Consider the following 24,511-nt stretch of genomic DNA (forward strand, 5'->3'; position numbering starts at 1 on the left):
GATGACCCTTTCCATGAAATGAATATTCATGACTTCTTGGAAAATAATAAAGGAGAAAGAGTGAAGCTTCCAGGAGGTGCAAGCATTGGATCGGATAGACAAACAGAAAGACCCAGGCAAACGAGCGGTAGACAACAGCTCCCGACGTAAGTTTCTTGTCAATACAGGCTATGCGCTGGGCGGTATTATGGTGGGTGGGGCACTCGGCTCCCTGATCAAGAGAAAGCCAGCCACAGATAATGCGCCGGCAGCGCCAGATGAAGGAAAGACGCCCGAGGCCAAAAACTACAATCACGCGCTCATGTTTTTTACGCAGGAGCAGTTCCGAATCACCGAGAGCGCCACAGAGCGTATCTTTCCTGAGGATGAGAATGGTCCCGGTGCGAAGTCGCTTGGGGTTGCCTTCTTTATCGACCACCAGCTGGCTGGGGAATGGGGCTTCAACGGGCGGGATTATATGACGCCGCCGTTCTTCACAGGAGAGAAGGAGCAGGGCTACCAAGGCCGGTTGAAGCGGCGGGAAATTTTCGAGATCGGACTGCGTGAGATGGAGAACTATAGCATGACCAAATATCAGAAAAGCTTCGTGGAATTAGCCGGCGAGGAGCAGGATGAGGTGCTTAAGAGCTTCGAGTCAGACGCTGTGAAGCTGACGACGATCTCTGCGAGCAGCTTCTTCAAGATGCTGCGAACCAACACCCTTGAAGGCGCGTATAGCGACCCGCTATATGGGGGCAATACGAACATGAATGGGTGGAAGATGCGCAGCTATCCGGGCAATCAGATGAGCTATGTCAGCATTATTGATAAGGATTTTACCAAAATCGAACCGAGCAGCCTGCAAGATCATTTGGTTTCTCATTAGTGAATCGGAGGATAATATGGCCAAAACATTACCGAAAACCGATGTCGTCATCGTAGGCGTCGGATGGTCAGGCGGCATCATCGCTGCCGAGCTGACAAAGAAAGGCTTAAATGTAGTTGGATTAGAGCGAGGCAAGGAGCGGAAGACTGAGGACTATTTTATGATCCACGACGAGCTCCGTTACGCGCTTCGCTACGAAATGATGCAGGATTTGTCCAAGGAAACGATCACGTTCCGCAGCAATGAGAAAATTCGTGCGCTGCCTATGCGGCAATACGGCTCCTTTCTAATTGGAGACGGGCTTGGCGGAGCCGGCGTTCATTGGAACGGCCAAACGTATCGTTTCTTGCCTTACGATTTTGAAATCCGCAGCAAAACGATTGAGAAATACGGAAAAAATAAAATTCCGGCTAACATGACGATTCAGGATTGGGGCATCACCTATGACGAGCTTGAGCCGTATTACGATAAATTCGAGATCATGGCCGGTATTTCAGGCGAGGAGAACTCGCTTGGCGGCAAACGAAGCAAGCCTTATCCAACCCCCCCGATGAAAAAATCGCCCGCGATGCAGCTCTTTGTCGATGCGACTACCCGCATGAAACTGAATCCGTATATGATGCCCTCTGCGAATTTATCGGAAAATTACACGAATTCCGACGGCATTGCCCGCGCGGCATGCCAGTACTGCGGATATTGCGAGCGCTTCGGCTGTGAATACGGGGCCAAAGCTGATCCTGTGGTGACCGTCATTCCGGTTGCCAATAAGACGGGGAAGTTTGAAATCCGCACCCATTCAAATGTTCGTCGCATTTTACATAAGGGCGGAAAGGCGACAGGCGTCATGTATACGGATGTGACCACGGGAGAGGAAATCATTCAGCCTGCGGATATCGTCGTCGTGACGAGCTATGTGTTCAACAATGTTCGCCTGCTGCTCATGTCCGGGCTTGGGAAGCCTTACGATCCGTCGACAGGTACAGGAGTTATCGGCCGGAACTATGCGTATCAGGTCATCAAAGGGAGCGCTGTAGGCTTTTTCGAAAAACAGCAGTTCAATAGCTTTGCGGGCGCAGGCGCGCTGGGCGTCTCAATTGACGATTTCAATGGCGATAACTTCGACCACTCCGAGCTGAATTTTATCCATGGAGGCGTCATCTCGATCGGTCAAGCCGGCGCTCGTCCGATACAGAATAATCCCACTCCGTCGGGTACAGCCTCATGGGGCTATGAATTCAAGGAGAAATCAGTCCATTATGCGAATCGTACGCTTAGTATTGGAGTGCAGGGGTCCTCGATGGCGTTCAAGCATCATTTTCTCGATCTGGATACGACTTATAAAGACGTCTATGGCGACCCGCTGCTTCGCATAACGTTTGATTTCGAGGAGCAGGATCGAGAGCTGGCGAAATTTTTGTCCCAGCGCTGCTCACAGATTATGAAGGAGATGGGTGCGGATAAAGTCGATTATTTAAAGGAGCTTGGTCCGTACGAAATTATGACCTATCAGTCGACGCATAATACGGGAGGCGTCATGATGGGAACTCAGCCAGACACATCAGCGGTCAATAGGTATAGTCAAATGTGGGATGCGGACAATGTTTTTGTCGTTGGTGCAAGCTCATTTCCACAGAACGCCGGCTATAATCCGACGGATACCGTTGGGGCGCTGGCTTACCTTGCTGCAGAGGGCATCTTGAAGTACAAAGAAAAGGGCGGATTGCTCGTCTAATGGAAAGAAGCGTCCGTTAAACGCAAAGAAAGACCGCTCCCGAAGCGATACGGGAGCGGTCTTTTTAGTGCGCCCAGCATGGGCGCTATCTATAGGGTTCAAGTCCCGAATGGTGAAGGCAGTAGTAGCCATAGCTTAAGGCAAGGGTGTCCATCGCGAGGTGGAATCTGAAGGAAGCCGGCGGCAAATCTCCGGTCTGAGGAACACGAACTTCATATCAGGCTAGCGTACGTTGGATGAGGTTGCTAAACAAACCAAAGTCCTTACTGCCGAAGGCGTGCGAGAGTAAATGAAGCAGATAGATGGAGAGGAAGATAGCGCTCTTACCTGGGGAGATCTGTACGGAACGCGAGAAACCTCGTAAACCTGCTTGTGAAAGCAGGCTGAACGTATAGAAGTCAGCAGAAGCCATAGTACGTGGGCTGTTGCAACAGCTTGCGGAAGGGCCGAACATGGAATAGGAACGTAAGCGACTTGGCGTTCGAGGATGGACATGGAAAGCAGACAATCCCTTTCTTTAAGGGACTTATCTGAGGAAAGTAGCGGTGAATACGCTGAGGGTACTCAGAAGGGCAGAGTTCATCAACGGCACAAAGAGAAGAGACGTTCACGCAAGGGAGTGTATCGAAGGATGATCGAGGAAGTGCTGTCACGAGGCAATATGCTGTCGGCGCTAGCAAGGGTCGAAGCGAATAAGGGAAGCCATGGCGTAGATGGCATGTCGGTAAAAGATTTACGCAGACACATCGTACAAAACTGGCAAACGATTCGCAAAAGCATAAGAAACGGAACCTATGAGCCTAGTCCAGTCCGTCGGGTCGAAATCCCGAAGCCGAACGGTGGAACTCGGTTCTTAGGCATACCAACCGTGACAGACCGCCTCATCCAGCAGGCGATCACGCAAGTATTAACCCCGGTATTTGACCCCGCATTTTCTGAACAAAGCTATGGATTTCGCCCTCAAAGGCGAGCACATGATGCGGTGAGGAAAGCGCGCAGCTACATGCAAGAGGGACATCGAATTGTGGTAGACATCGACATGGAGAAATTCTTCGATCATATCCATCATGACCGCTTAATGGCAAAGCTAGCGGAACGAGTAACAGACAAAACAGTGTTGAAACTCATACGCACTTATTTGCAGGCGGGAGTCATGGAAAGAGGACTCGTCCAAGCATCAACGGAAGGAGCGCCGCAAGGAGGTCCGCTGAGTCCATTGTTATCTAATATCGTCCTTGACGAATTGGATAAGGAACTAGAACAGAGGAACCTCCGCTTCGTAAGATATGCCGATGACTGTAACATCTACGTGAAAACGTGGAAGGCAGGACAACGGGTGATGAAATCCATTACCACATTTATTGAGGGAAAACTGAAGTTGAAGGTAAACCGAGAGAAAAGCGCGGTAGATCGCCCATGGAAACGCAAGTTTCTAGGATTTACGTTCAGTTGGGATAAAAAGAATCCGAGAGTAAAGATAGCAAAACCATCGCTAGAGCGAGTGAAAGCAAGGATCAAAGCGATAACCTCTCGTAGTAAGCCGATCCCGATCGAGAAGCGGATAAAGGAGCTAAATCAATATCTTACGGGCTGGTGCGGATATTACGCGCTGTCGGACACGAAAAGCCTATTCCAAGAACTGGACGAATGGACAAGGAGAAGGCTCCGGATGTGTGTCTGGAAACAATGGAAGCAACCAAAGACAAAGGTTAGAAAATTGGTGTCGCTTGGAGTCCCGAAACAGAAGGCATATGAATGGGGAAATTCGAGGAAGAAATACTGGCGTATCGCATGCAGTCCAATTCTCCATCGATCACTAGATAACCAATATTGGTTATCTCTTGGTCTGAAAAGCTTAACGGACAGATACAAACAACTGCGGAATATGACATGAACCGCCGTATACCGAACGGTACGTACGGTGGTGTGAGAGGACGGGGGTTTATCGCCCCCTCCTACTCGATTATCCGCGGACTAAAGCAGCTTCTTGATGTCATCCTTTTTGTCCGTGGACGGATCGTCTTGCTCCTCGTCGACAATGCCGCGCGTTGAGCTGCGGAATTCACGCAGCGTATCGCCGAATGCCCTGCCGAGCAGCGGCAGCTTGGCAGGCCCAAACACGATGAGCGCGATAAGCAAAATAATAACTAACCCCGAAACGCCGATATTGTTAAACATGTGCAAATCTCCTTTTGGTTCAAGTAGGGGAAGGAACAGCAGCTAGCCGCTTGGCGTATCTCCGGGTAACGAGCACGCTGATCTCGAAGAGCAACAGCAGCGGAACGGTTACGGAGAGATGTGAGACAAAGTCCGGCGGGGAGATGCAAGACCCGACAACGGCTAGACTAACATAGGCATATTTGCGCGAGCTGCTCAGCCGCTCAGGGGTCAGCAGTCCGAGCCTCGTCAGAAACAAAATAATAAGCGGCATCTCGAACGCGACGCCAAGCGGGAACACGACGCTGAATAGAAAGCTGAAATACCGATCAATGCCGTATGTCTCGACTGCGCCTACATTATGATTCATTTCAATCATGAATCCGAGCATCATCGGAAATACGAGAAAGTAGCTGAAGGATACGCCTGTGAGAAACAGCAGGAAGGATACGGGCACATAGGCCAGCGTTCCCTTTGCTTCGGTTTCCGTTAGGCCAGGCCGCACGAATGCCCATGTCTGATACAGCAATACCGGCAGCGTGAACAGAATGGCGAACAGGAAGGCGCAGCGCAAATAAATGAACAAACCGTCCGTGAACGAGAAGACGTTCCACTCCACTGATTTGGCGGTTAGTCCTGACTTGATGTATCGCAAAATGGCCGGGGACACATACAGCCCTCCGCTCATCGCCACGAAAAAGCAGGTGATCACGATGATCAGCCTCTTCCGCAGCTCGGTCAAGTGGTTGACCAGATCCCCCTCAATATCCACATTTTCACCCCGCATTACATGCTTTTTACAGTTAATCTCCCATGATATTTCCTTAGGATAACCAGTAACCTTACGGTTATGCGCTGCGCTGCCTTTTCTGAAAATCTTTGGGAGCGTCTGTATATGACCTGTGTATTTCGGGAAACGTAACAACGATTTTCCCTGAATTAGGAGGCAAAAAAATGATGAGAAAAAACAAATGGTTTCTATGGGTTGCCGGCACTTTACTGGTAATCGGGCTGTCCGCTTGCGGCGGCAATAATACGAATAACGGAGCAAACGAGCAACCGCCTGCCGAGAACAACGGGGGGAACGGGGGAACAACCGTTAATACGGAAGAAGCGGAATCCCTTTACGGGAAAAACTGCGTAAGCTGCCATGCTGTTGACCTCTCTGGCGGCGTTGGTCCCAACTTGCAGAAAATAGGCTCCAGAATGACCGTCGATCAGATCAATGCGCAAATCAGCAATGGTGGAAACGGGATGCCTGCTTACAAAGGGCAACTGAAGGATACTGAGATTGCAGCGCTCTCAGCGTGGCTGGCCGAGCACAAGTAGTGAGGGCAGAATGAATAGTATAGGTTTTGAGAAGGGGCAGCTGCGGCTGCTTCTTTTTTTGTTGTAAAGGGAGAAGCTGGGCAACAGTACAGCAACTGAAGCGGTTAAAATCTATGCTCTAACGATTATTGATGACGACACAATCCAAGAGGTAACCATCAAGTCGGTCGCTTTGATCGATAGTCTTTTTATATATTGTGGATTTATACGAGTAGGTTCTACAAAAGTTAGAACTGTTTGCAGCGCATGCGCTTCGTTATGATTAATGAAAATAGCGTAATAGCTGCAAAGGGTGGGGAACCAGCATGCTGGATCAAGCGGTAAGTCTCATGATTCGAAAGTTTTTTACGACCTATATCGTAACTGCTGTAGCTTCTTTTTTGATGGCCGTTTCAAGTGTCTTCGGGAAAGGCGAGTGGGAGCTTGCCCACAATAGCGGGAATGAGCTGATCGGATGGACGTTTATTTATATCATGTACATTGGAACTATTGTCCTTTTCTTCGGGAACGGAGTGTCGCTGGCTTTAGAGTGGGTTCGGGTAAAGGGAATAATCCCATACTCATTGATTATCGTTGTTTTGCACGGCATTTTTGGAATGGCGCTTGGTCTCCTCTTTCCTTATTGGTTGTTGGTCTTGTACGGCATGGCGACTGCATTAGGGTATGGGATTATCGACTGGTGGCTGAGAGTAAGGCCTCTAGGGTCAAAAGGAATGATCATTGTTGTTCTTTCTCCCGTGCTTCTGTATGGGGTGTCATGGGGAACGCTGCAGTCCCTTTCGCCGCCGTTGCCGCCTTTTACAATAGAGGAAGCCGTTGCATTTGCTACTGCTGGGGAAGGAACGTCAACAAGTATATTCCCTGATGAAATCGGGCGTTGGCAAGGAACGGTCGACGGTTATCAGGTCGTTAGAGAAACAAGCGCGAGAGAGATGGCCAATAACAAATATATTGTTACCTTTAGCGAAAGCTGGACCAAAGATGCGCAAACGAACTCGCGGTACCTGTCTTATCGAGTAGAACGCTCAGGAATGACCATTTACAAAAGAGAAGGGGAAGACCCTCCATATCTAAAGCGGACATAGATTTTTGAAGGAAAGTGTTTGAAGCCTCCTCTAATTATAGATTAGAGGTGATTTTATGTTTTCAAAAAAGAGGCATATCCGGATTGAAAATGAGGAATGGGTGACGGACGATGAGAATGCTCAGGTTTGTGTATTCGTAACTTTCCCTGATTCGTCGCAATGGCTTACGAATGTCTATACTTGAATATTTTGGTGCGGTTGAGACAATTCAGATTAAACAGTACCCCGAAGGTTTTTTTGAAAAGGCTTCAACAATCGATCAAGATCTTGTCTTACGTCAAGCGAGCACGCTGCTGCAAATGCTGGGGCATTCGAGCGATGAATTTAAGGAAATGGTCAAAGCGGACTTATTTGGCGAAACGGTAGAAGGGTTCGAGTATTTGAAGCTCTTGCCGATTCTGGAAGCTAAAAATATAAGAGCGGTAAAAGCGGATTTTGACGGACAAGAGATCAAGCGCATGTGGGAGCAAGCTTTTGCCGATGGATTAGTTGCTCTTGAGAAAGAAGCCATTTATATGGATCAGTTTTTATGGCATCTATTTAGCTATAAGAGAAAGCCGTGCTTAAGCGATGATGCGGCAGTTGAAGCATTTTGTAACGTTGAAAAGCAAGGCTGTTACGTCTTTTACCAGTATGGACATTCGTCAATCTATATCGAAAATGCGGCTGATTTGACCTCGGCAGATTTGGAAGGCGAGTCTGACATCTATATCGTGGACAAGTCGTTTCAATGGACCTATGTGCAGACGCATGAGTCACAGTGCGGGCCTTATTTTAGCTGCAAAAGTTAACCAATGGATGAGTCCACATTACTTTATGGAACCCTATACTCTCTAATTCTCATACCCCTTAATCCTCGGAATAGGCGGATAATTAGGCTCGCCGTAATGAATAGTGACGGTACCGTGAAAGCTTTGCGGAATTTGGTGGATAACCCACGGACGCTGTTGGAGATCAGATGTAATAAGGCTTGGGTTTCAAGCTCCAATAGACGCAAGTCCATGCCCCCGATAGATATTAAGCATAGGATTTAGTAAATGTATCTATAAGGTGGTGATTGATGGTGGATTTTTGCGAAAATCCAAAGAAAAGAAAGTTAAAACGAAAACCTTTGCACATTCGACGAGATTTAAATAAGCTGCGTAAAAAGGTATGCAGGCTTGAAGGGGAAGTTGAGGAGCTTGAAGAAACAGGAAGGCTTCGCGGACCACGTGGATATAGAGGGGCGCGCGGATATAGAGGACCCGAAGGCTCTCAAGGTATTCAAGGTCCACAAGGTCCACAAGGTCCACAAGGTCCACAAGGTCCACAAGGTCCACAAGGTCCACAAGGTCCACAAGGGCCAGTCGGGCCAGTCGGGCCGTCAGGTGAAGTCGGAGCAACGGGGGCAGTTGGACCTCAGGGTGCTGCCGGAGCAACGGGGGCAGCCGGACCGGAGGGTCCGATCGGGCCACAAGGACCTGCCGCAAATCAAGCGGTTAATCGTATATATGTAGCCAATTTCATTAGCAACAATGTTTCCGTGATTGATGGTGCAACAAATGTGGTGATTGCTACCATCCCTGTTGGGGTAAGTCCTGCGGGAGTAGATGTTAATCCATTAATTAATCGGATCTATGTAGCGAATCTGAGCAGCGATGAAGTATCCGTAATTGATGGAATAACGAATACGGTAATCGCTGCTGTTCCAGTCGGGAGTGGACCGAGCGCAGTGGCGGTGAATCCGGCTACCAATGCCATTTACACAGCAAATTTCAATAGTAATGCTGTTTCTGAGATTGAAGGCTTGACCGATACCGAGGTTGCGACCATTGTGCCTGTCGGGGGCCTCTCTCTTCCAACTGGTGTAGGAGTCAATCCAACCACCAATCGTATTTATGTTGCGAATTTTAATTTTGATATCGTTTCTGTCATAGATGGAGCAACGAATACGGTGATTACTAACATTCCAGTGGGGGTAAACCCATTTAGAGTAGGGGTCAATCCGGATACTAATCGTATTTATATTTCAAATTTTACAGGCAATTCGATATCAGTAATCGATGGTGCCAGCAATACGGTCATCGCTACCGTTCCTGTAGGAACTACACCAGGGGAAGTGGGAATTGATCGTGCTACGAATGCGATTTATGTACCAAATCGAGATACTAATAACGTATCGGTTATTAGTGGGCTTACAAATATCGTCATTGCTACAATCCCAGTAGGGAATAATCCGAATGGAGCAGGGGTCAATCCAATAACGAATCGTGTTTATGTAACCAATCAGGATGATAACAACATTTCTGTCATTGATGGAGCTACCAATACGGTAATTGCAAGCATTCCAGTTGGCGCTAGTCCATTTGCAATCGGAGTTAACCCATAGGCTGTTTTGAAGCGAAGGTAACAAGTTAGGAGCCTTTGTTAGGATTCATGATTTTACAACGGGCGGTGATGTAGATGAAAGAAGTTAGAACGAAAGAGAATCTAATGGAGCTGTTCTCAACTATGAGTAAAGAGAATGCTGTCTCCCAAGTCTTTATTCCGGGCATTGGGAAATTCACTATAGTACTGCAAGAGGTGGACGATCAGTCCTCTGAACCAGCTATTTTAGAGGAAGCAGTCAATGTAGGGCATGCCAAATCGATATCCGAATTAAAGAGGAATCCATTTATTTAAGAAGCGACAGTCTGAAACATGATTCTCATGTTCTAGACTGTCAATTTTATAAGACAAGCTTATATTTCCTTACGTTTAAAATAAAGCAGACCGGCTGCCAGAAATAAAACAAAGCTGCCCGTAATGGTGACCAGTATGTTGGTCAGCGGCAGGCTGACCCCATATGATCATGCCTGGGGTTGGCTGAGGCTGTAGCAACAAAGTTTGGTACGTTGTAGAAAGTGCAATAGAAACCTGACATGGCAGAGTATTTAAGGAGCTACGCTGCACTTTTGCAACCAAAATCGCCCCTAAAGCAGAAAATGGGCTAGTTAGCGTCCATTCTGTTGTAGTAACTGCAACGTAGCTGATGGGGTTCAGCTGGGAAGGGGTTTACGGTGCATTAACTGCAACGTAGCAAGGAGAGTAGAGTGTGGTGAGTGGTTAGTTTTTTGGAGCTGTAACGTAGCAAGGGGAGTTCAGAGTGGTGAGTGGTTAGTTTTTTGGAGCTGCAACGTAGCAAGGAGAGCAGGGTATGGTGAGAGGTTGTACCACCCAACCGACCGACCGTCGCAGCTATGTCCACTAAATAAAGAAGAGGCCTGGATAAAGCATCCAGGCCTCCTTTGTGTCAACTATTGTCTGCCGGTTCCTTCGCTGGCACTGGCTCACGAGGCTTTTTCGGTTTTTCCCATCGGAAAATCGAATTTAATCCTTTGAACACAAGCTTCGACTCCTTCGTCAGAAGCGGTCCTAGTATCGCAAGGATGAGCACATACAAGGCAGCGAACGGCTGAAGAAGCTCGAGCAAGCCGCCGGTCTTGCCTAGGTTCGCCATAATGATGGAGAACTCGCCGCGTGATACGATAGTCAGACCGATGTTTGCGGATGCCTTGGGCGACAAGCCGGCGCTTTTTCCCGCTAGCATGCCGGCGACGAAGTTGCCAAATAGCGTAATGCCAACAGCTCCAAGCGACAGCCATACCGCACCGCCAAGCGCGAACGGGTCGATCGTCAGACCGAAGCTGAAGAAGAATAGCGCTCCGAAGAAATCGCGGAAGGGTAGGATAAGATGCTCGATCCGCTTCATATGGATCGTCTCCGCCAGCACCAAGCCAACGAGCAGCGCTCCGATTGCCTCTGCCACGTGAATCGTTTCAGAGAAGCCTGCCACGAGGAACAGGAAGCCGAATACGAGCAGCAGAAACAGCTCATTCGAGCGAATATTGAAAATTTTGTTCAAGAGAGGGGCTGCTTTCCTGCCAATGATAAGGAAGAGCAGCATAAAGCCTAATGCGTACGATGCGGACAGCAGCACGCCGCCTAAGGATGACGAGTCGCTGAGCACAAGTCCGGAGAGGACGGATATATAAACAGCTAGGAAAATATCCTCAAACATAATGATTCCAAGAATCATCTCCGTCTCCGGGTTTGCTGTCCGCTTCAAATCGACGAGCACCTTCGCGACGATAGCGCTCGATGATATTGTTGTAATACCGGCAATGACCATCGTTTCCTCAACAGGGAAGTCGTTGATCCAGCCGAATAACAAGCCAAGTGAAAAGTTGATAAGGATATAGATGGTTCCGCCTATCGCAATAGAGCGACCCGATTTTATTAATCGACCCACAGAAAACTCCAGACCTAAATAGAACAGCAGGAACAGCACGCCGAGCCGTCCCATGAATTCGATTAGTTCTGCACTATGAATAAACCTAAAGTCCAATATGCCTACGTGAGGCGCATGAGGACCTACGGCCATGCCGATTAAAATATAAAACGGGATGACGGAAAACCGAATTTTTGCAGCTAACAGCCCGACTAAGGCGATGAGTATAACAGCAAGACCGATCTCCAGCACCATATGATCCATAATTAACGGCTCCCGTTTTGCAGCATAAGCTTAAGAAGCTTCAAATGCTGGCGTTCACCTGCGACGATGAGGGTCGTATCTGTCTTGAAAATATAGTCGGGGCCGGGATTAATATGCTTTGCTTCCTTCTCGACAGCAGCGATGATCGTCGCTCCGGTCGTTTGGCGGATATCGGCTTGGCCGATCGTCATGCCGATGCATGCGGCGTTTGGTTCGATTTTGTACCATTCAATCGTCAGGTCGTCAAGCGCCACCTCGATGGTCTCGAGCGCCTTCGGCTTGTAGGTCATGCCGCCAATGATGGCAGCGACTTGCCTTGCTTCTTCATCCTCAAGGGTAACCATGGAAATGCTATCATCTGGATCCTCGTAGTCAAAGTGGTACATCTCGCGGCGCCCGTCATCATGAATGATGATCACAAACTTATCGCCGCTTCTCGTCATAACTTGGTATTTACGCCCGATACCGGGCAGATCGGATTCTCTGATATTCATTGTATGTGCCTCCTCATTTGTGGTTAGTATACGAACCAAATGAGAGGATTAACCAACGAAATGGGATGTGAATTTAATTGGAGTCATAAGCAAATCACGCAATCGCTGCGGAACAGTCGTGCGAAGTGCGGACAGGCTCGCGGCTAGCCAGTGCATATGCATGAATGCATGCATATAGGCAGCCAGGAGTACGTTCTCGGGAAAAAAAACCTTCGTTGTGGTGTTCTGTTTCCCAACAATTGCCGTCGAGTATTTCGCTGACGCCGTCATTCGACTTGCGCCAGCAGTCAGCTCGAACGTATTGCCTGCTTGGTAGGCGAACAGCGCTGCAAGCAGCAGCGGAACAATAATAAGCAAATTCATCAAATGCTTGCGGCTGATTCTACCAAAATCATATACGCTATTGTTCATCTGTCCACCTCCAACAAGTTAGTTAATATAAGTATAACTTATAAATCGAAAATAACAAAGCCGATTCCATATATTAGTTAGGCAAAAAAATGAACATTATCCTTCAATCCCACCTGAATTGACGATATAAGCTGATGCGTTATAGAATGAGGGAACGAATGGATGAACGATATGTATGCAAAAAGAGAGAAAGAAGGTTGAGATGGATGGGAGTATCAGTAAAACAACTGTCGTCGCTGGTGCAGTCGCTTGGACTCAAGCAGCATGTGGAAGGCGGATGGTACAAGGAAATTTGGAAGGCTGGATTTGAAATACCGCAGGAGGTGCTCGGTGCTCCCTATTCAGGGCCTCGCTTTGCGGCATCGTCTATATACTTCCTGCTGCATCCCGACGAGTTTTCCGATTGGCACACTGTTTATTCGGACGAGCTGTGGATGTGGCATGCCGGCAGCCCTTTGATGCTGACGCTTGGCGGAACGCAAGAGTCGCCGGAGACAAGGAAAGAAATCATTGTTGGGCCAGATGTGCTGGCGGGTCATCACCCGCAGGCGCTCGTGCCGGCGAATGAATGGCAAATGTCTCGTCCGCTTGGCGATGAGCCGGTGCTCGTTTCCTGCGTCGTGGCGCCAGGCTTTCACTATGATGATTTTAAGCTTATCCAACGGTAATCAGCACTCTTATTCATAAGAACATAGAAAGAGCCATTCGAGAAGGGGGAACATCCCTTGCCGGATGGCTCTTATTGTATTTAAGAGGCTTCTTCGTCAGCTCTTTCCTTCCCGCGAATCGATTCAATGAAGAGCTGCGCGAGCTTAGGATCCCATTGGGTGCCTTTGCCTTCTTCTATAATCGAGATAGCTCGCTCAAAGGTCATGCCCTTGCGGTATGGTCTATCCGAGGTCATCGCATCGAAGGCATCTGCAATGGCGATCGCGCGGCCAAACAGCGGGATATCGTTGCCAGCCAGCCCGTCGGGATAACCTTTGCCGTCGTAACGCTCATGATGCGAGCGAACGCCTGGCAGCAGGTCAGCCATCGCATCAGCCGGCTCGATCTGCTTCAAAATATTTTCGCCGAGGACGGGGTGCAGCTTGATTTGATCAAATTCCTCGTCAGTTAGACGGCCCTCTTTAAGCAGCACAGCATCGCGTACGCCGATTTTTCCGATATCATGGAGCAGCGCTGTTTTGTGAAGAAGATCGATATCGTTCTCGGACCACCCGCCCAATCTGCCGATTTGAACGGAAAATTGGGCTACCCGAGTCGAGTGGCCGGCCGTATAGGTATCACGAGCGTCGAGCGCCGCTGCCAGCGTCATGAAATAGCTTTGAAGGAGCTGGTTATTGCGCTGCTCGCGCTCCTTCAGCCCATTTACCATATGATTGAAGCCCGCAACAAGCTTGGAAAACTCGTCGGAGTAAATGTCTGCCGCGCTCGAATCGAAATTGCCGGCTTGCACGCTGCTCATGCCTTCTTGAATGGTATGGATAGGATCTTCAATGTTGCGTGATAGGAGTGATGCCCCAAGCAGGGAGTAGAGGACTCCGATGATGAGAATAATGACAGCCCACTGCCAATACGCAGAAGTGGCATCACCTTGGATATGATCGAGCCTGATTTGCGAGGCAAGCCCGAACAGCAATAAAGGCAGTGTTCCGATAAGAAAGGCGCTTAGGCGGAACTTCGTGCGGATGGATACGAGAACTCGGCCGCCTAACGTAATATCCTGTTTGTATAATTGCTTATGCTTATCTCGAATAAATGCAACGACAGGCCGAATCGCTTTGGATGTCAAAAAAAATTCAATCATCGCATGCATACTGGCGATCATGAAAGCTACTGCGGAAGCGATTCCGATGTAAGAGTAGGGGAGATTTAAATAACCTGACTTTATGAGCATGTATGCCATAATAACGGCTGGCACCAGCAAGCCGAGAAAATGCGGGCCGAAGGTACGCCTAACCGATAGGGTCGGAAATTGATGCGTTTGAAGATAGGCGGTTTTGAGCTGCTCTGACGTGGGCTGCCCGTTTTTGAAGATGGCCTGAATCGGCCGGAGATGACGATAGAAGACAAATAGCTCACAAGCGAACATAATGAGAAGGGAAATCATCATAATGGCGCCTAACAGAATACGTTCCTTGGATGGGATCGTAAGGGTAGAAAATACAACGATACCGCCTACTCCAAGAACAGCGACTGTCGAGCCGAAGATATAATTACGAAGGAGCTGAGAGAGGAAGGCGGTATACACGCGGCCTCCGCTTTGTTCGCGCTCGCTTAGTAAATGCATAAGATGTGACCTCTTTTCTCGAAATGTCTATTAGACTAGTACACAGTACCTACAGTATAAATCGGCATTTTAAAAATGTATATTAAATATAATGAATAAAAACTGCGCGTAAATATGGTGAACATGAGAGGAAAACAAAAGGTGAAGGAAACGCTTTGGACCAAACCATTTATTTTGCTGATTTTGTCTAATTTATTTTTATTTTTAGCGCTCGAGATGCTGCTGCCGACGCTTCCGATGTTTGCGGCGAATAAGGGCGGAACGGATGCGCAGATCGGACTTATTATCGGCCTATTCACGTTCTCAGCGGTATTATTGCGACCCTTTGTCGGCATGGCTTCTGATAAATTCGGCAAAAAGCTGCTGCTGCTTGTCGGCGTAGCGATCTGCTTAATCGGAACAGCCAGCTACTACGCCGCAGTGACCATAACGATGATGCTCATGCTTCGTATCGTGCATGGGGTTGGCTTCGGCATTTCGACGACCTTGTACGGTACGGTCGCCTCCGACATTATTCCAGCCACTCGCAGAGGCGAGGGGATGGGCTTCTTCGGCACGGGCAACGCGGTAGCGATATCGCTAGGGCCCTTTCTTGGGATTTGGCTAATGGAGGAGTTTGGCTTCTCCGTCTTGTTCATTGTCGGAGCGTGCATTCTGCTTATCGCAATCATCTGTACCGCCTTCGTAAAGGGGGATTCGCGAGAGGAACGGGCACAAGCGCAAGTAGCATCAGCAGCAAACACAAGCTTCATGCTTCGGTTCGTGGAGCCGAAGGCGTTGATGCCGTCTTTGCTCGGGATGCTTGTTGGCTTATCCCTTGGAGGGATTATCAGCTTTATTACGTTGTTCGGCAAAGAAGCGGGCGTGGAAAATATCGGCTTCTTCTTTCTTGTGCTTGCGATTAGCGAATTTCTGATCCGATTTGTGAGCGGAAAAATATTTGATACGAAAGGACGGATCTGGGTGCTGTTCCCAGCGGCTATTTTTTGCATAGTGGGATGCGTCATTCTCTTTTTTACAAAATCAACGGGGCTTCTGCTGCTTGCAGCGGTTTTTTACGGAGCGGGCTTTGGGGCGATTTTTCCTGGCTTGCAGGCTTGGGTAATCGACAGAGTGGAGCCGCAGCGCAGAGGGGTGGCGACGGCTACGTTCTACAATGCCTTCGATATTGGCATCGGCAGCGGTGCGATGCTGCTCGGTTTGGTCGCAACATGGTCGAACTATGCAACGATGTATTTGGTGTCCAGCGTGTTCTTCCTTATTTACTTGGCCGTGTACTTCTTGTACGAGAGGCGGCTGAAGCGGGAGCATCAGATAACGAAAGGAATGCGATCGTAGCGCTGCGAGGCAGCGTCTACGATCGCATCCATTATTGGGAGATGTATCGATTTTTTCCTTCGCGCTTCGCCTGATAAAGCGCACTGTCCGCATGGGTGAACAGCTCGTTCTGCGTAAAGGAGCAATCGGGCTTCCAGGTTGCAGAGCCGATGCTGATCGTGACATAAGGATTGCAGGCCTCCTCGGAATGAGGGATTTGCAGCTTCCGAACCGCTTCGAGCAGCCGCTGCGCGATTGTAGCGGCACGCTCCTTGCTCGTTTGCGGCAAAATAACGCCAAATTCCTCGCCTCCGTAACGGGCGACAATATCGAGCGGGCGCTTCAGTGCGCTGCGCATGGCAGAGGCGATCTGTCTGAGGCATTCGTCGCCTTTCTGATGCCCGAACGTATCATTATAGGCTTTGAAATTGTCGATATCGCCCAGCATCAGCGTAATCGGCATATGGTGGCGCTGCGCATCCTCCCACTCGTTATTCCACGATTCATCGAATGTTCGCCTGTTGGCGATATTCGTCAGCTCATCGATGTGAGAAAGAGCATGCAAAATTTGATACTGCTCCAGCATCTTCAGTTCGATCTCTTTGCGAGGCGTAATATCTCTGGATACCGAAACCAGCGTTTGCGTGCGGTCGCCATCGTGAAAGACGACGCGAGATGTAGATTCAAACCACCGATAGGTGCCATCCTTGCGTTTCATTCGGTAAGTAATGGCGCTGTCGTCAAAGTTTTTGTAAATTAGCTCTTGGTTGTCGAGCATCCGCTGCTTGTCGTCAGGATGGTACATGTGAAAGGGCGATTGCCCGATCAACTCATCGTCTCGGTAGCCGAGCAGACTGTAGCAAGCAGGAGAGACGTAAGTAAATAAGCCGTTCCGGTTATGCTTGGAAATCATATCGCTTGAGTTTTCGGCAAGCAGACGGAAGCTCTTCTCGCTTTCCTGCAGCTGGTCGGCTGTCCGCTTGCGCTCTGTAATTTGGCGAAAATGAACGGAGAGGCCGAATTCGTATGGATATACATTCGCTTCAAACCATTGGTTCAGCTTCGGAACAAACTGCTCGTACAGCCTCTGCTGTTTGTTTTCCATAGCAAGCTTAAACTCGTGCTGACTGTTTGAACCAACTAACCACGGGAACACTTCCCAGATGTTATGGCCGATCAGCTCCTGCTCGCTTCGTCTAAACAGCTTCTGAGCGGCTTCGTTCGTATAAATAAACCGGTACTGCTCATCAAGCGAGAAGAAGGCATCCAAGATGCTCTCCAAAATGTTGGAGATGCGCTGCGTCAGCTGCTCTACTTCTGATATCGCTTTCTCTTTTTCGGATATGTCCATCATCTGAGATATAAAGTGGCGAGGATTGCCCTCCTGGTCGTATACAAGCGATACGGATAATATCACAGGTACAATTTCGCCGGTTTTTTTGAAATATCTCTTTTGCATTTGATATGTATCTATTTCGCCGTCCAAAAGCTGCTTCACATAGCTGTTATCCTGCTCCAGATCATCTGGATGGGTAATATGGGCATAGTTTACGGTGCTAAGCTCATTTTCCTCGTAACCAAGCATCGTTTGAGCGGAAGGGTTAATCACCATAATGCTGCCGTCTAAATCAACTAAAGCCATACCGATTGGGGCGTAATGGAATGCGCTGCGGAATAAATCGGCTTCGCGATTCGGTTTTGAGATCAAGGTCAAGCTTCGCACCTCTTCTGCTGTCCATACTGGATAAGAATGTTAGTATATATTAAAGAATAGAACACAATAATTCGTTTGTCCACAGCTCTTAAGCATTAATATTTAAGCAGCGCTGCAAAAAACAGCTGCCCATAAGCCAGCTGTTTCCAGCCAGTCCAACAATTGATGCCATTACTCGTGCCATGCGCCTTTGCCAGCATATTATTGTTGTTTTTTTGGAAGCTACGTATAATGAAACATAACATGCGTATCTCGTTCTTCTATTTGGATAGGATAAGCTAGTGACGATGCGCTTTGGCGGCGCGTTGCCAGAAGTTGGAATAGTATGAGATGAATCGGAGGAATAAATAATGAGTAGCGCCACTAATTACACGCCTGCTGAAGTAGCGGCGATGATCGATCATACAATTCTAAAGGCGGATGCGACGAAGGAAGAAATTTTGCAAATATGCCGCGAGGCTAAGCAATATCAATTTGCAACGGTGTGCGTGAACGCGGGCTGGGTAGCAGCTGCTGCTGAAGAGCTGAAGGGCTCGGGCGTTGGCATTACTACGGTCGTTGGTTTTCCGCTTGGGGCAACTACGACGGCCTCCAAGGCTGCGGAAGCGAAGTTTGCGATCGAAGATGGGGCGACTGAGGTAGACATGGTGCTGAACATCGGGCTGCTGAAATCAGGCGATCTTGCAGGCGTGCAGCGTGACGTGGAAGGTGTAGCTGCTGCCGTTAAAGGAAAAGCATTGCTTAAAGTCATTCTTGAGACTGGACTTCTGACAGACGAAGAGAAGGTTGCGGCAAGTCAACTATGCAAAAAAGCAGGTGCTGACTTCGTGAAGACGTCGACGGGCTTCGGCAAGGGCGGGGCTACGGTAGAGGATATCGCACTTATGCGCCGCACCGTTGGTCCTGACCTCGGCGTGAAGGCATCGGGCGGCATACGCGACCGTGAAACCGCGCTGCAAATGTTCGCGGCTGGCGCAACGCGCATTGGCGCAAGCTCCGGCATCGCCATCGTCACAGGCGGTAAGGGCGAAGGCTATTAATATTCAGCAGCAATTTAATCGTTAAGAAGCTGTCAGAGTAAAGAAATAAAGGAAGCCTTGTTTACCGTGAGACGATTCTCATGGTGAGCAAGGCTTCCTGTTTTTTTGGAGAGGACCGTGTTTAACGCTCGCAGCTTATCGTAAGGTTAGCATGCAGCTCTTCGCCTGCATTCAGCTGCACAAGCTCCTCTTGGCGATTAAGCTCCCCGTTCATAGCCATCCACGGCTCAACGCACACGAATGGACGATCCTTCACTGACCATAGCACCATGTATTTGAAGATGTCATCGTAAGTCAGGCGAACACGTGCGCCCTGAAGGGCAAGGAAGGAAATTTCACTTTTCTTGGGATCAAGCAAGGTTACGGACTCTACAAGTCCTTCCAAATCCAGAACGCCTTCGAATGGCTTCTCGATATTATCGTTGTAATCGAGGTAACGAGTCGCATCGATGTTGTCATAGGCGATCTTCTTATCCGAATCAATGGCAAAGTAAGGGTGGAAGCCTGCATAGAAAGGCATTGCAGCCGCTTTGCTCAAATTGCGGTAGTGCTGACGCGTATGCAGTTCGCCGTCCTTCAGCTCATAAGTGAACAGCAGCTCGAAGTCAAAAGGGTAGGAGCGAAGCGTCTCCTCATTGCTTTGCAAGCGAATCGTAATCGAAGCCTCGTCCTCGGCTTTGGTGCCGACAACCTCCCACACAGCCGTGCGGGCTACCCCATGGTTAGCCATTTTGTACGATTGCCCGTTCCATTCATAAGCTTGTCTTTCAAGCTGGCCGCAGATCGGGAACAAGATGGGATTGCCGCCCCGGATGTTCGCGGTTGGATTCTCGAAGGTCGACTTGTCCAGATAAAAGAGTTCGAGTCCGTGCAGCTGGCAGCCAATCACGATACCGCCTCGCTCCGGACATACAAGCACACGTGAATCGGTGCTTTTCTCCGTTAATTCATATAACGTAAACGTATCCTTATAGCTGCGTACTTCGTAGTTGCTCACTTAAATTCCCTCCAATTAATAGATGAATGACATATTGTTCCCATCATATCATATTCGCTATGCACGATCTCGTATAACTTGCACATGATGATCACAGCGCAGCCTATAGTGTCATATCTCCATCCCCGTCATCAGCCGGCTCATCTTCCGCAAATACGACGCTGGATTCAAAATGGTCGTATCTAGTAAAACAATCATCTATTCCTCATTTAAGAGATTCGCATACAATAGATTAACTTCAGAAAGCAGCGGGCTATATCGATCGAGCAGAGCAGGCAGTTCATAGGACGACAGCAACAAATGACATCCTCCTGCTTTTTTACTGAAGCCAAAGCCATCCCTAGCTCCTCCCTCCGGGCGAAGGGTGGCTTTTTTTTATATTGCGGCAAAAAAAAGGGACAGCGTCCCGCAGGCCATAAAGCTCCTGCGAGGCACTGCCCCTATATTCCATGTCACCTTATTTAGCTTTTGGTGCTTCAGTCGCAGCAGGGTCCGTAGTTGCTTCCGGAGTCAGCGTGTTTGTGATTTTCGCTTTTGTACGAATTTCACTCATCCAAGCCTCGGAAAGCTCATTTACTTCTGTTGCAACAAGCTGCTTCTTGATTTCTTTCTTCTTCTCTTCGAAGGTTGGTACAACAGCGGCTTTCTCAGCTGTTTTCTTAATGATGTGGAAGCCGTGCTCGGATTGAACAACTCCGCTAATTTCATTAACCTTTAGTGCGAAAGCAGCCTCTTCAAACTCAGGCACCATAGCGCCTCTGCCAAAGAAGCCAAGGTCGCCGCCATTATCCTTTGAGCCTGGGTCGGTTGATTTCTCCTTCGCAATAGCTGCGAAGTCTCCGCCTTGCTTAAGCTCGGCAAGAATCGCGTCTGCTTCTTCTTTGGTGGCTACCAAAATATGCGATGCTTGAATCTGCTCAGGCGTGCCGAGTTGACCCTTGTTCGCATCATAGAATTGCTGCATCTCTTCAGCTGTAACGTCCGTTTGTGGCTCCAAAATTTTGCGGATCGTCAGATTGATCTTTGTATCCTTCTTCAAGCTGTCAAGCGTCATGTTATACTGAGCAAGCGCGGAGTTGAACTGCTCATCCGTTCCAAAGGTCTTCTTAATGAGCGCGATTTCGGCATCAATGTCTGCATCTGTAACCGTAATGCTTTTCGCTTTGGCCTCTTGCTGAATGAGCTCTTGCGTAATGATGTTCTCAAGCGTAGCAGGACCGCCTGCTTTAACTAGCTCATCGTAAAGCTGGTCTTTGCTTATATCTGTGCCGTTGACGGTAGCCACGGCTTCATTGCTAGGTCCGAATGGCGGCTTAATTAATACGACGATGAGCAAAATGACCAGAACAGCCGAGATGATCATCCATGCTTTTCCGCCTCCGCCTTTTGGCGCTTGATGAGCGCTCTCTGCTCCTAAAGCTGCAGTGTGAATATCGTCGTTTGATGCTTCTGGCAGATCTCCGTCGGATTCTTTAAGAAGCTCCTCTTCGATGGCTGCATCTTGATTTGAAAGCTTGTCCTGCTTTTCGGTTTCTTCGAACGTATAACGTTCTTCTTTCGCGTCCAATTCTTTTTCTGGCTCTTTGTTGGACTGCGAGTCCTTGTTAGTCATTAAATAAACTCCCTTCGTATTTGCCTGTCTTTCAATACTATAACAAAACATGCATGAAAAAACCTTAATCTAACATAAAAATATAGTTTGCTGAAATTGTCGATACCTAATTGCTTGTATAAAAAATGATCGATGCGTTTTTTTAAGCTAACGAATGGCTGGAAATGGAAATCCTCACATTTCAGCATAAACTTCACTGTTTAAAGGAAGCTTGCGGGATGATATGATAGTGACAGAGCAGATTCCAACATTATCCTACAAATTTCGCGTTAGGATAAGGCTGATAATTGCTTTTCACATGACTTGGAAATCGTTAAAAGCCTTAGCGGCTTATTCATAAGTATAGCAATTATGAGAGATGGTAGGAGGAATAAGCTTGAGCAAAAATGCTGTAGTTTTCATACGTTTGTCAATATCCATGCTTATCCCTTTGGCAGGCTATTTGGTACTTCGTGGTTCTGAGCTGGATAAAAGCATTAATGCGCCTCAGGAACATTTTTATATTGTCAGTTTCGTATCTGCTCTCTCGCTGGCATTAGCGATTGCGGTCGGTTTCGTCGCTATCCAGCTTCGCAATATTAAGATTAGTTTTTTATCATTATCTTATGTATCTCTTACGACGATGTTTGTTCTGCATGGCTTATCCACGCCAGGGTTTCTTCTGCATCATACGAATATCGCAGGCAATGCTGCCCAGCTTAGCGTTATGCTGGCTGTTGTATGGCTATGGATGTCTTCGGTTTCCGTGGACCGGCCTCTGATCAAATGGTTCGCATACTGGCAGAGATTGCTGCTCCCGGTGTGGACGCTGCTGCTGCTCGTTTTCTGTGCAGCGCTTTGGCTGAATCCCGAAATCACTTTATATTTTCATCTGGGAGAGCTTCCGATGAAATGGTCTGTCAGTATTTTCATTATCGCCTTGAACAGCTGGACGATATACCGTTATTTGAATACCTATTTATCCTCCCGTTTTCCTCTGCAGCTGGCAATCGTCTATAGCTCAGGCTGGATGATTATCGCCCAGATCATCGTTGTTAGCAGTAATATCTGGGATATGAGCTGGTGGCTGTACCATTTCCTGCTGCTTGCCTCCGTGATCGTTATGGTCATGGGCATTATCAATCAATATGTCAGCTCCAAATCGATCACCTCTTCCGTCAAGCTGATGTTTCGCGCCAATCCGCGCGATTGGATCAATACCTATATGTCAACCAGTGTGCGTGAGCTAGTCATGACTACGGAGGCGCGGGACTCGTATACAGCGGGGCATAATTATCGGGTTGCCTTATATGCGCTGAAGCTTGGCGAGGAGCTGGCGCTTACTTCTGCTGATCTGAGAGCGATTGCTCAAGGCGGACTTGTTCACGACGTCGGCAAGCTGCGCATTCCGGATACGATTCTGAATAAGCCAGGCAAGCTTACCCCCGAAGAGCGTCTAGTCATTGAGGTGCACCCCGTTTCGGGTTATGATCTGTGCAAACGGCTAGGCTTTATGCCGGAGGAGCTATCGGTCATACGCTCGCATCATGAGAAATGGGATGGCAGCGGCTACCCGGACCAGCTCACGGGAGAACAGATTCCGCTTCTTGCGAGAGTAGCCGCCGTGGCGGATGTTTATGACGCGTTGACCTCTTCGCGCTCCTATCGGAAAGCAATGTCGCATGAGGATGCCATGGCAATTATCGTGAAGGAAAGCGGGCATCACTTTGACCCGCTTTGCGTCCATGCATGGGTGCGGCTAGTGAGCGAGCAGCCGGGATTTTTCGAGGAAACGGTGCGAAACAGTCCGCACCTCAAGCTGGACAAAAAAAATACGAGATAGAGAGTGAGAGAGTTCCCTTTGTCCATATACAGTTGTACAATAGACGGGGAGCCTTGGATTTATTCCATATGAGAAGAGGTTTACCAATAACTGGTTAGGGGATATCGAACATGACGTATTTAGCGGCAAATAATCGGTATGAGGGAATGAAATATAATCGCGTCGGACGCAGCGGCTTGAAGCTGCCGGCTATTTCCCTAGGGCTATGGCATAATTTCGGCGGCGTTGACCGTCTTGAGAATGGGCGAGCTATGGTGCACCGTGCATTCGACCTAGGCATTACTCATTTCGACCTTGCTAACAACTATGGGCCGCCTCCAGGCTCGGCTGAAGAAACATTTGGCCAAATTCTAAAGCAAGATCTCACTGCTTATCGTGATGAGCTTATCATCTCGACCAAAGCAGGCTACCATATGTGGGAAGGGCCATACGGTGACTGGGGCTCTCGCAAATATTTGATTTCAAGCCTGGATCAGAGCTTGAAGCGGATGAATCTGGATTACGTCGATATTTTTTATCATCACCGTCCAGATCCGAATACGCCGCTTGAAGAGACGATGGGCGCGCTCGATCATATCGTACGACAAGGCAAGGCGCTGTATGTCGGCGTTTCAAACTATAACGCGGAGCAAACGGCTCGTGCGGCAGCTATTTTGAAAGACCTTGGCACACCTTTCCTTATCCACCAGCCATCCTATTCGATGTTTAATCGCTGGATCGAAGATGGTCTGCAGGACGTGCTGGAGCAGGAAGGCATTGGCTCTATCGTATTCTCTCCGCTTGCAGGCGGCTTGCTTACTAACCGTTATTTGAACGGTGTCCCTGCCGATTCGCGCGCGGGAGGACCAAGCGTATTCCTGAAGGCTGATCAAATTACAGATACCAAGCTGAATAAGGTTAAGCTGCTCAATGAGCTTGCTCAGGGGCGTGGACAATCGCTCGCCCAGATGTCGCTTGCATGGGTACTTAGAGGCGGAAAAGTAACCTCTGCTTTGATCGGCGCAAGCCGTGTAGAGCAAGTAGATGACAATGTTGCAGCGCTCAGCCGACTGGATTTCAGCGACGACGAGCTTAGCCGCATTGAATCGATACTAGCAGCCGAGTAATAGTATAATCACTTCTAGCAAAAT

Annotated in this window: 22 protein-coding genes; 13 read left to right on the top strand and 9 right to left on the bottom strand. The window is 48.6% G+C overall.

Annotation, left to right across the window (positions count from 1 at the left end):
* The first annotated feature begins 85 nt into the window (after nucleotides 1-85).
* The 3 genes from AC2TDN_RS13020 (at nucleotide 86) to ltrA (ending at nucleotide 4,491) form a co-directional block, all read left to right on the top strand.
* Nucleotides 86-865 carry a gluconate 2-dehydrogenase subunit 3 family protein gene (locus AC2TDN_RS13020; RefSeq protein ID WP_482068449.1) on the top strand — a complete coding sequence of 260 codons (780 nt, stop codon included), beginning with the start codon at nucleotides 86-88 and terminating at the stop codon, nucleotides 863-865.
* Nucleotides 866-881: 16 nt separating this feature from the next.
* Nucleotides 882-2,597, top strand: coding sequence for a GMC family oxidoreductase (locus AC2TDN_RS13025; RefSeq protein ID WP_484688282.1), 1,716 nt, complete (start codon nucleotides 882-884; stop codon nucleotides 2,595-2,597).
* A gap of 631 nt (nucleotides 2,598-3,228) precedes the next feature.
* Nucleotides 3,229-4,491, top strand: coding sequence for a group II intron reverse transcriptase/maturase (gene ltrA / locus AC2TDN_RS13030; RefSeq protein ID WP_482065396.1), 1,263 nt, complete (start codon nucleotides 3,229-3,231; stop codon nucleotides 4,489-4,491).
* Between the two features lie 80 nt (nucleotides 4,492-4,571).
* Here ltrA and tatA read toward each other — a convergent pair whose 3' ends face one another.
* Together tatA and tatC are read right to left on the bottom strand one after the other, a co-directional pair.
* Nucleotides 4,572-4,775, bottom strand: a complete 204-nt coding sequence (gene tatA, locus AC2TDN_RS13035) for a twin-arginine translocase TatA/TatE family subunit (protein ID WP_169087736.1) — start codon at nucleotides 4,773-4,775, stop codon at nucleotides 4,572-4,574.
* Nucleotides 4,776-4,794: 19 nt separating this feature from the next.
* Nucleotides 4,795-5,526 carry a twin-arginine translocase subunit TatC gene (gene tatC / locus AC2TDN_RS13040; RefSeq protein WP_482068451.1) on the bottom strand — a complete coding sequence of 244 codons (732 nt, stop codon included), beginning with the start codon at nucleotides 5,524-5,526 and terminating at the stop codon, nucleotides 4,795-4,797.
* Nucleotides 5,527-5,708: 182 nt separating this feature from the next.
* On the opposite strand from tatC, the gene AC2TDN_RS13045 reads away from it, so the two are divergent.
* The 5 genes from AC2TDN_RS13045 (at nucleotide 5,709) to AC2TDN_RS13065 (ending at nucleotide 9,829) form a co-directional block, all read left to right on the top strand.
* Entirely contained in the window at nucleotides 5,709-6,083 is a 375-nt protein-coding gene (locus AC2TDN_RS13045; protein WP_482068452.1) for a c-type cytochrome, read from the top strand.
* 305 nt (nucleotides 6,084-6,388) lie between these two features.
* The gene (locus tag AC2TDN_RS13050; RefSeq protein ID WP_484688283.1) at nucleotides 6,389-7,168 is read left to right on the top strand and encodes a hypothetical protein; all 780 of its coding nucleotides are present in this window, start codon (nucleotides 6,389-6,391) and stop codon (nucleotides 7,166-7,168) included.
* Between the two features lie 170 nt (nucleotides 7,169-7,338).
* The gene (locus AC2TDN_RS13055; protein WP_484688284.1) at nucleotides 7,339-7,959 is read left to right on the top strand and encodes a DUF4275 family protein; all 621 of its coding nucleotides are present in this window, start codon (nucleotides 7,339-7,341) and stop codon (nucleotides 7,957-7,959) included.
* 269 nt (nucleotides 7,960-8,228) lie between these two features.
* Nucleotides 8,229-9,536: a beta-propeller fold lactonase family protein gene (locus AC2TDN_RS13060; RefSeq protein WP_484688285.1), complete on the top strand. Its 1,308-nt coding sequence runs from the start codon at nucleotides 8,229-8,231 to the stop codon at nucleotides 9,534-9,536.
* 74 nt (nucleotides 9,537-9,610) lie between these two features.
* Nucleotides 9,611-9,829 (top strand): hypothetical protein, encoded by a 219-nt coding sequence (locus AC2TDN_RS13065; protein ID WP_484688286.1) that lies wholly within the window; start codon nucleotides 9,611-9,613, stop codon nucleotides 9,827-9,829.
* 610 nt (nucleotides 9,830-10,439) lie between these two features.
* On the opposite strand, the gene AC2TDN_RS13070 is transcribed toward AC2TDN_RS13065, so the two are convergent.
* The 3 genes from AC2TDN_RS13070 to AC2TDN_RS13080 are packed head-to-tail and all read right to left on the bottom strand — an operon-like array spanning nucleotide 10,440 to nucleotide 12,586.
* On the bottom strand, nucleotides 10,440-11,681 hold the full coding sequence (locus AC2TDN_RS13070; RefSeq protein WP_484688287.1) for a cation:proton antiporter: 1,242 nt from the start codon (nucleotides 11,679-11,681) through the stop codon (nucleotides 10,440-10,442).
* Between the two features lie 2 nt (nucleotides 11,682-11,683).
* Nucleotides 11,684-12,175 carry a cation:proton antiporter regulatory subunit gene (locus AC2TDN_RS13075; RefSeq protein ID WP_482068458.1) on the bottom strand — a complete coding sequence of 164 codons (492 nt, stop codon included), beginning with the start codon at nucleotides 12,173-12,175 and terminating at the stop codon, nucleotides 11,684-11,686.
* A 48-nt stretch (nucleotides 12,176-12,223) separates the two neighbouring features.
* Entirely contained in the window at nucleotides 12,224-12,586 is a 363-nt protein-coding gene (locus AC2TDN_RS13080) for a hypothetical protein (RefSeq protein ID WP_484688288.1), read from the bottom strand.
* A 206-nt stretch (nucleotides 12,587-12,792) separates the two neighbouring features.
* Here AC2TDN_RS13080 and AC2TDN_RS13085 point away from each other — a divergent pair, with 206 nt between their 5' ends.
* Nucleotides 12,793-13,254 (top strand): cupin domain-containing protein, encoded by a 462-nt coding sequence (locus AC2TDN_RS13085; protein ID WP_484688289.1) that lies wholly within the window; start codon nucleotides 12,793-12,795, stop codon nucleotides 13,252-13,254.
* An 80-nt stretch (nucleotides 13,255-13,334) separates the two neighbouring features.
* On the opposite strand, the gene AC2TDN_RS13090 is transcribed toward AC2TDN_RS13085, so the two are convergent.
* Nucleotides 13,335-14,879: an HD-GYP domain-containing protein gene (locus tag AC2TDN_RS13090; RefSeq protein WP_484688290.1), complete on the bottom strand. Its 1,545-nt coding sequence runs from the start codon at nucleotides 14,877-14,879 to the stop codon at nucleotides 13,335-13,337.
* Nucleotides 14,880-15,020: 141 nt separating this feature from the next.
* On the opposite strand from AC2TDN_RS13090, the gene AC2TDN_RS13095 reads away from it, so the two are divergent.
* The gene (locus AC2TDN_RS13095) at nucleotides 15,021-16,217 is read left to right on the top strand and encodes an MFS transporter (protein WP_482068462.1); all 1,197 of its coding nucleotides are present in this window, start codon (nucleotides 15,021-15,023) and stop codon (nucleotides 16,215-16,217) included.
* A gap of 31 nt (nucleotides 16,218-16,248) precedes the next feature.
* Here AC2TDN_RS13095 and AC2TDN_RS13100 read toward each other — a convergent pair whose 3' ends face one another.
* Nucleotides 16,249-17,910 carry a PAS domain S-box protein gene (locus AC2TDN_RS13100; protein WP_482068463.1) on the bottom strand — a complete coding sequence of 554 codons (1,662 nt, stop codon included), beginning with the start codon at nucleotides 17,908-17,910 and terminating at the stop codon, nucleotides 16,249-16,251.
* Nucleotides 17,911-18,260: 350 nt separating this feature from the next.
* Here AC2TDN_RS13100 and deoC point away from each other — a divergent pair, with 350 nt between their 5' ends.
* Nucleotides 18,261-18,950 (top strand): deoxyribose-phosphate aldolase, encoded by a 690-nt coding sequence (deoC, locus tag AC2TDN_RS13105; protein WP_482068464.1) that lies wholly within the window; start codon nucleotides 18,261-18,263, stop codon nucleotides 18,948-18,950.
* A gap of 121 nt (nucleotides 18,951-19,071) precedes the next feature.
* Here the strand turns inward: deoC and AC2TDN_RS13110 are convergent, their stop codons facing one another.
* Together AC2TDN_RS13110 and AC2TDN_RS13115 are read right to left on the bottom strand one after the other, a co-directional pair.
* On the bottom strand, nucleotides 19,072-19,947 hold the full coding sequence (locus AC2TDN_RS13110; protein WP_484688291.1) for an aldose epimerase family protein: 876 nt from the start codon (nucleotides 19,945-19,947) through the stop codon (nucleotides 19,072-19,074).
* A 457-nt stretch (nucleotides 19,948-20,404) separates the two neighbouring features.
* Nucleotides 20,405-21,559 carry a peptidylprolyl isomerase gene (locus AC2TDN_RS13115; RefSeq protein WP_484688292.1) on the bottom strand — a complete coding sequence of 385 codons (1,155 nt, stop codon included), beginning with the start codon at nucleotides 21,557-21,559 and terminating at the stop codon, nucleotides 20,405-20,407.
* A 376-nt stretch (nucleotides 21,560-21,935) separates the two neighbouring features.
* On the opposite strand from AC2TDN_RS13115, the gene AC2TDN_RS13120 reads away from it, so the two are divergent.
* Both AC2TDN_RS13120 and mgrA read left to right on the top strand, forming a co-directional pair.
* A complete protein-coding gene (locus AC2TDN_RS13120; RefSeq protein ID WP_484688293.1) occupies nucleotides 21,936-23,381 on the top strand; it encodes an HD-GYP domain-containing protein in 1,446 nt (481 codons plus the stop codon).
* Nucleotides 23,382-23,491: 110 nt separating this feature from the next.
* Nucleotides 23,492-24,487 carry an L-glyceraldehyde 3-phosphate reductase gene (gene mgrA, locus AC2TDN_RS13125; protein WP_482068468.1) on the top strand — a complete coding sequence of 332 codons (996 nt, stop codon included), beginning with the start codon at nucleotides 23,492-23,494 and terminating at the stop codon, nucleotides 24,485-24,487.
* Nucleotides 24,488-24,511 lie beyond the last annotated feature (24 nt).

The organism is Paenibacillus sp. Y660 (genome assembly GCF_057221575.1).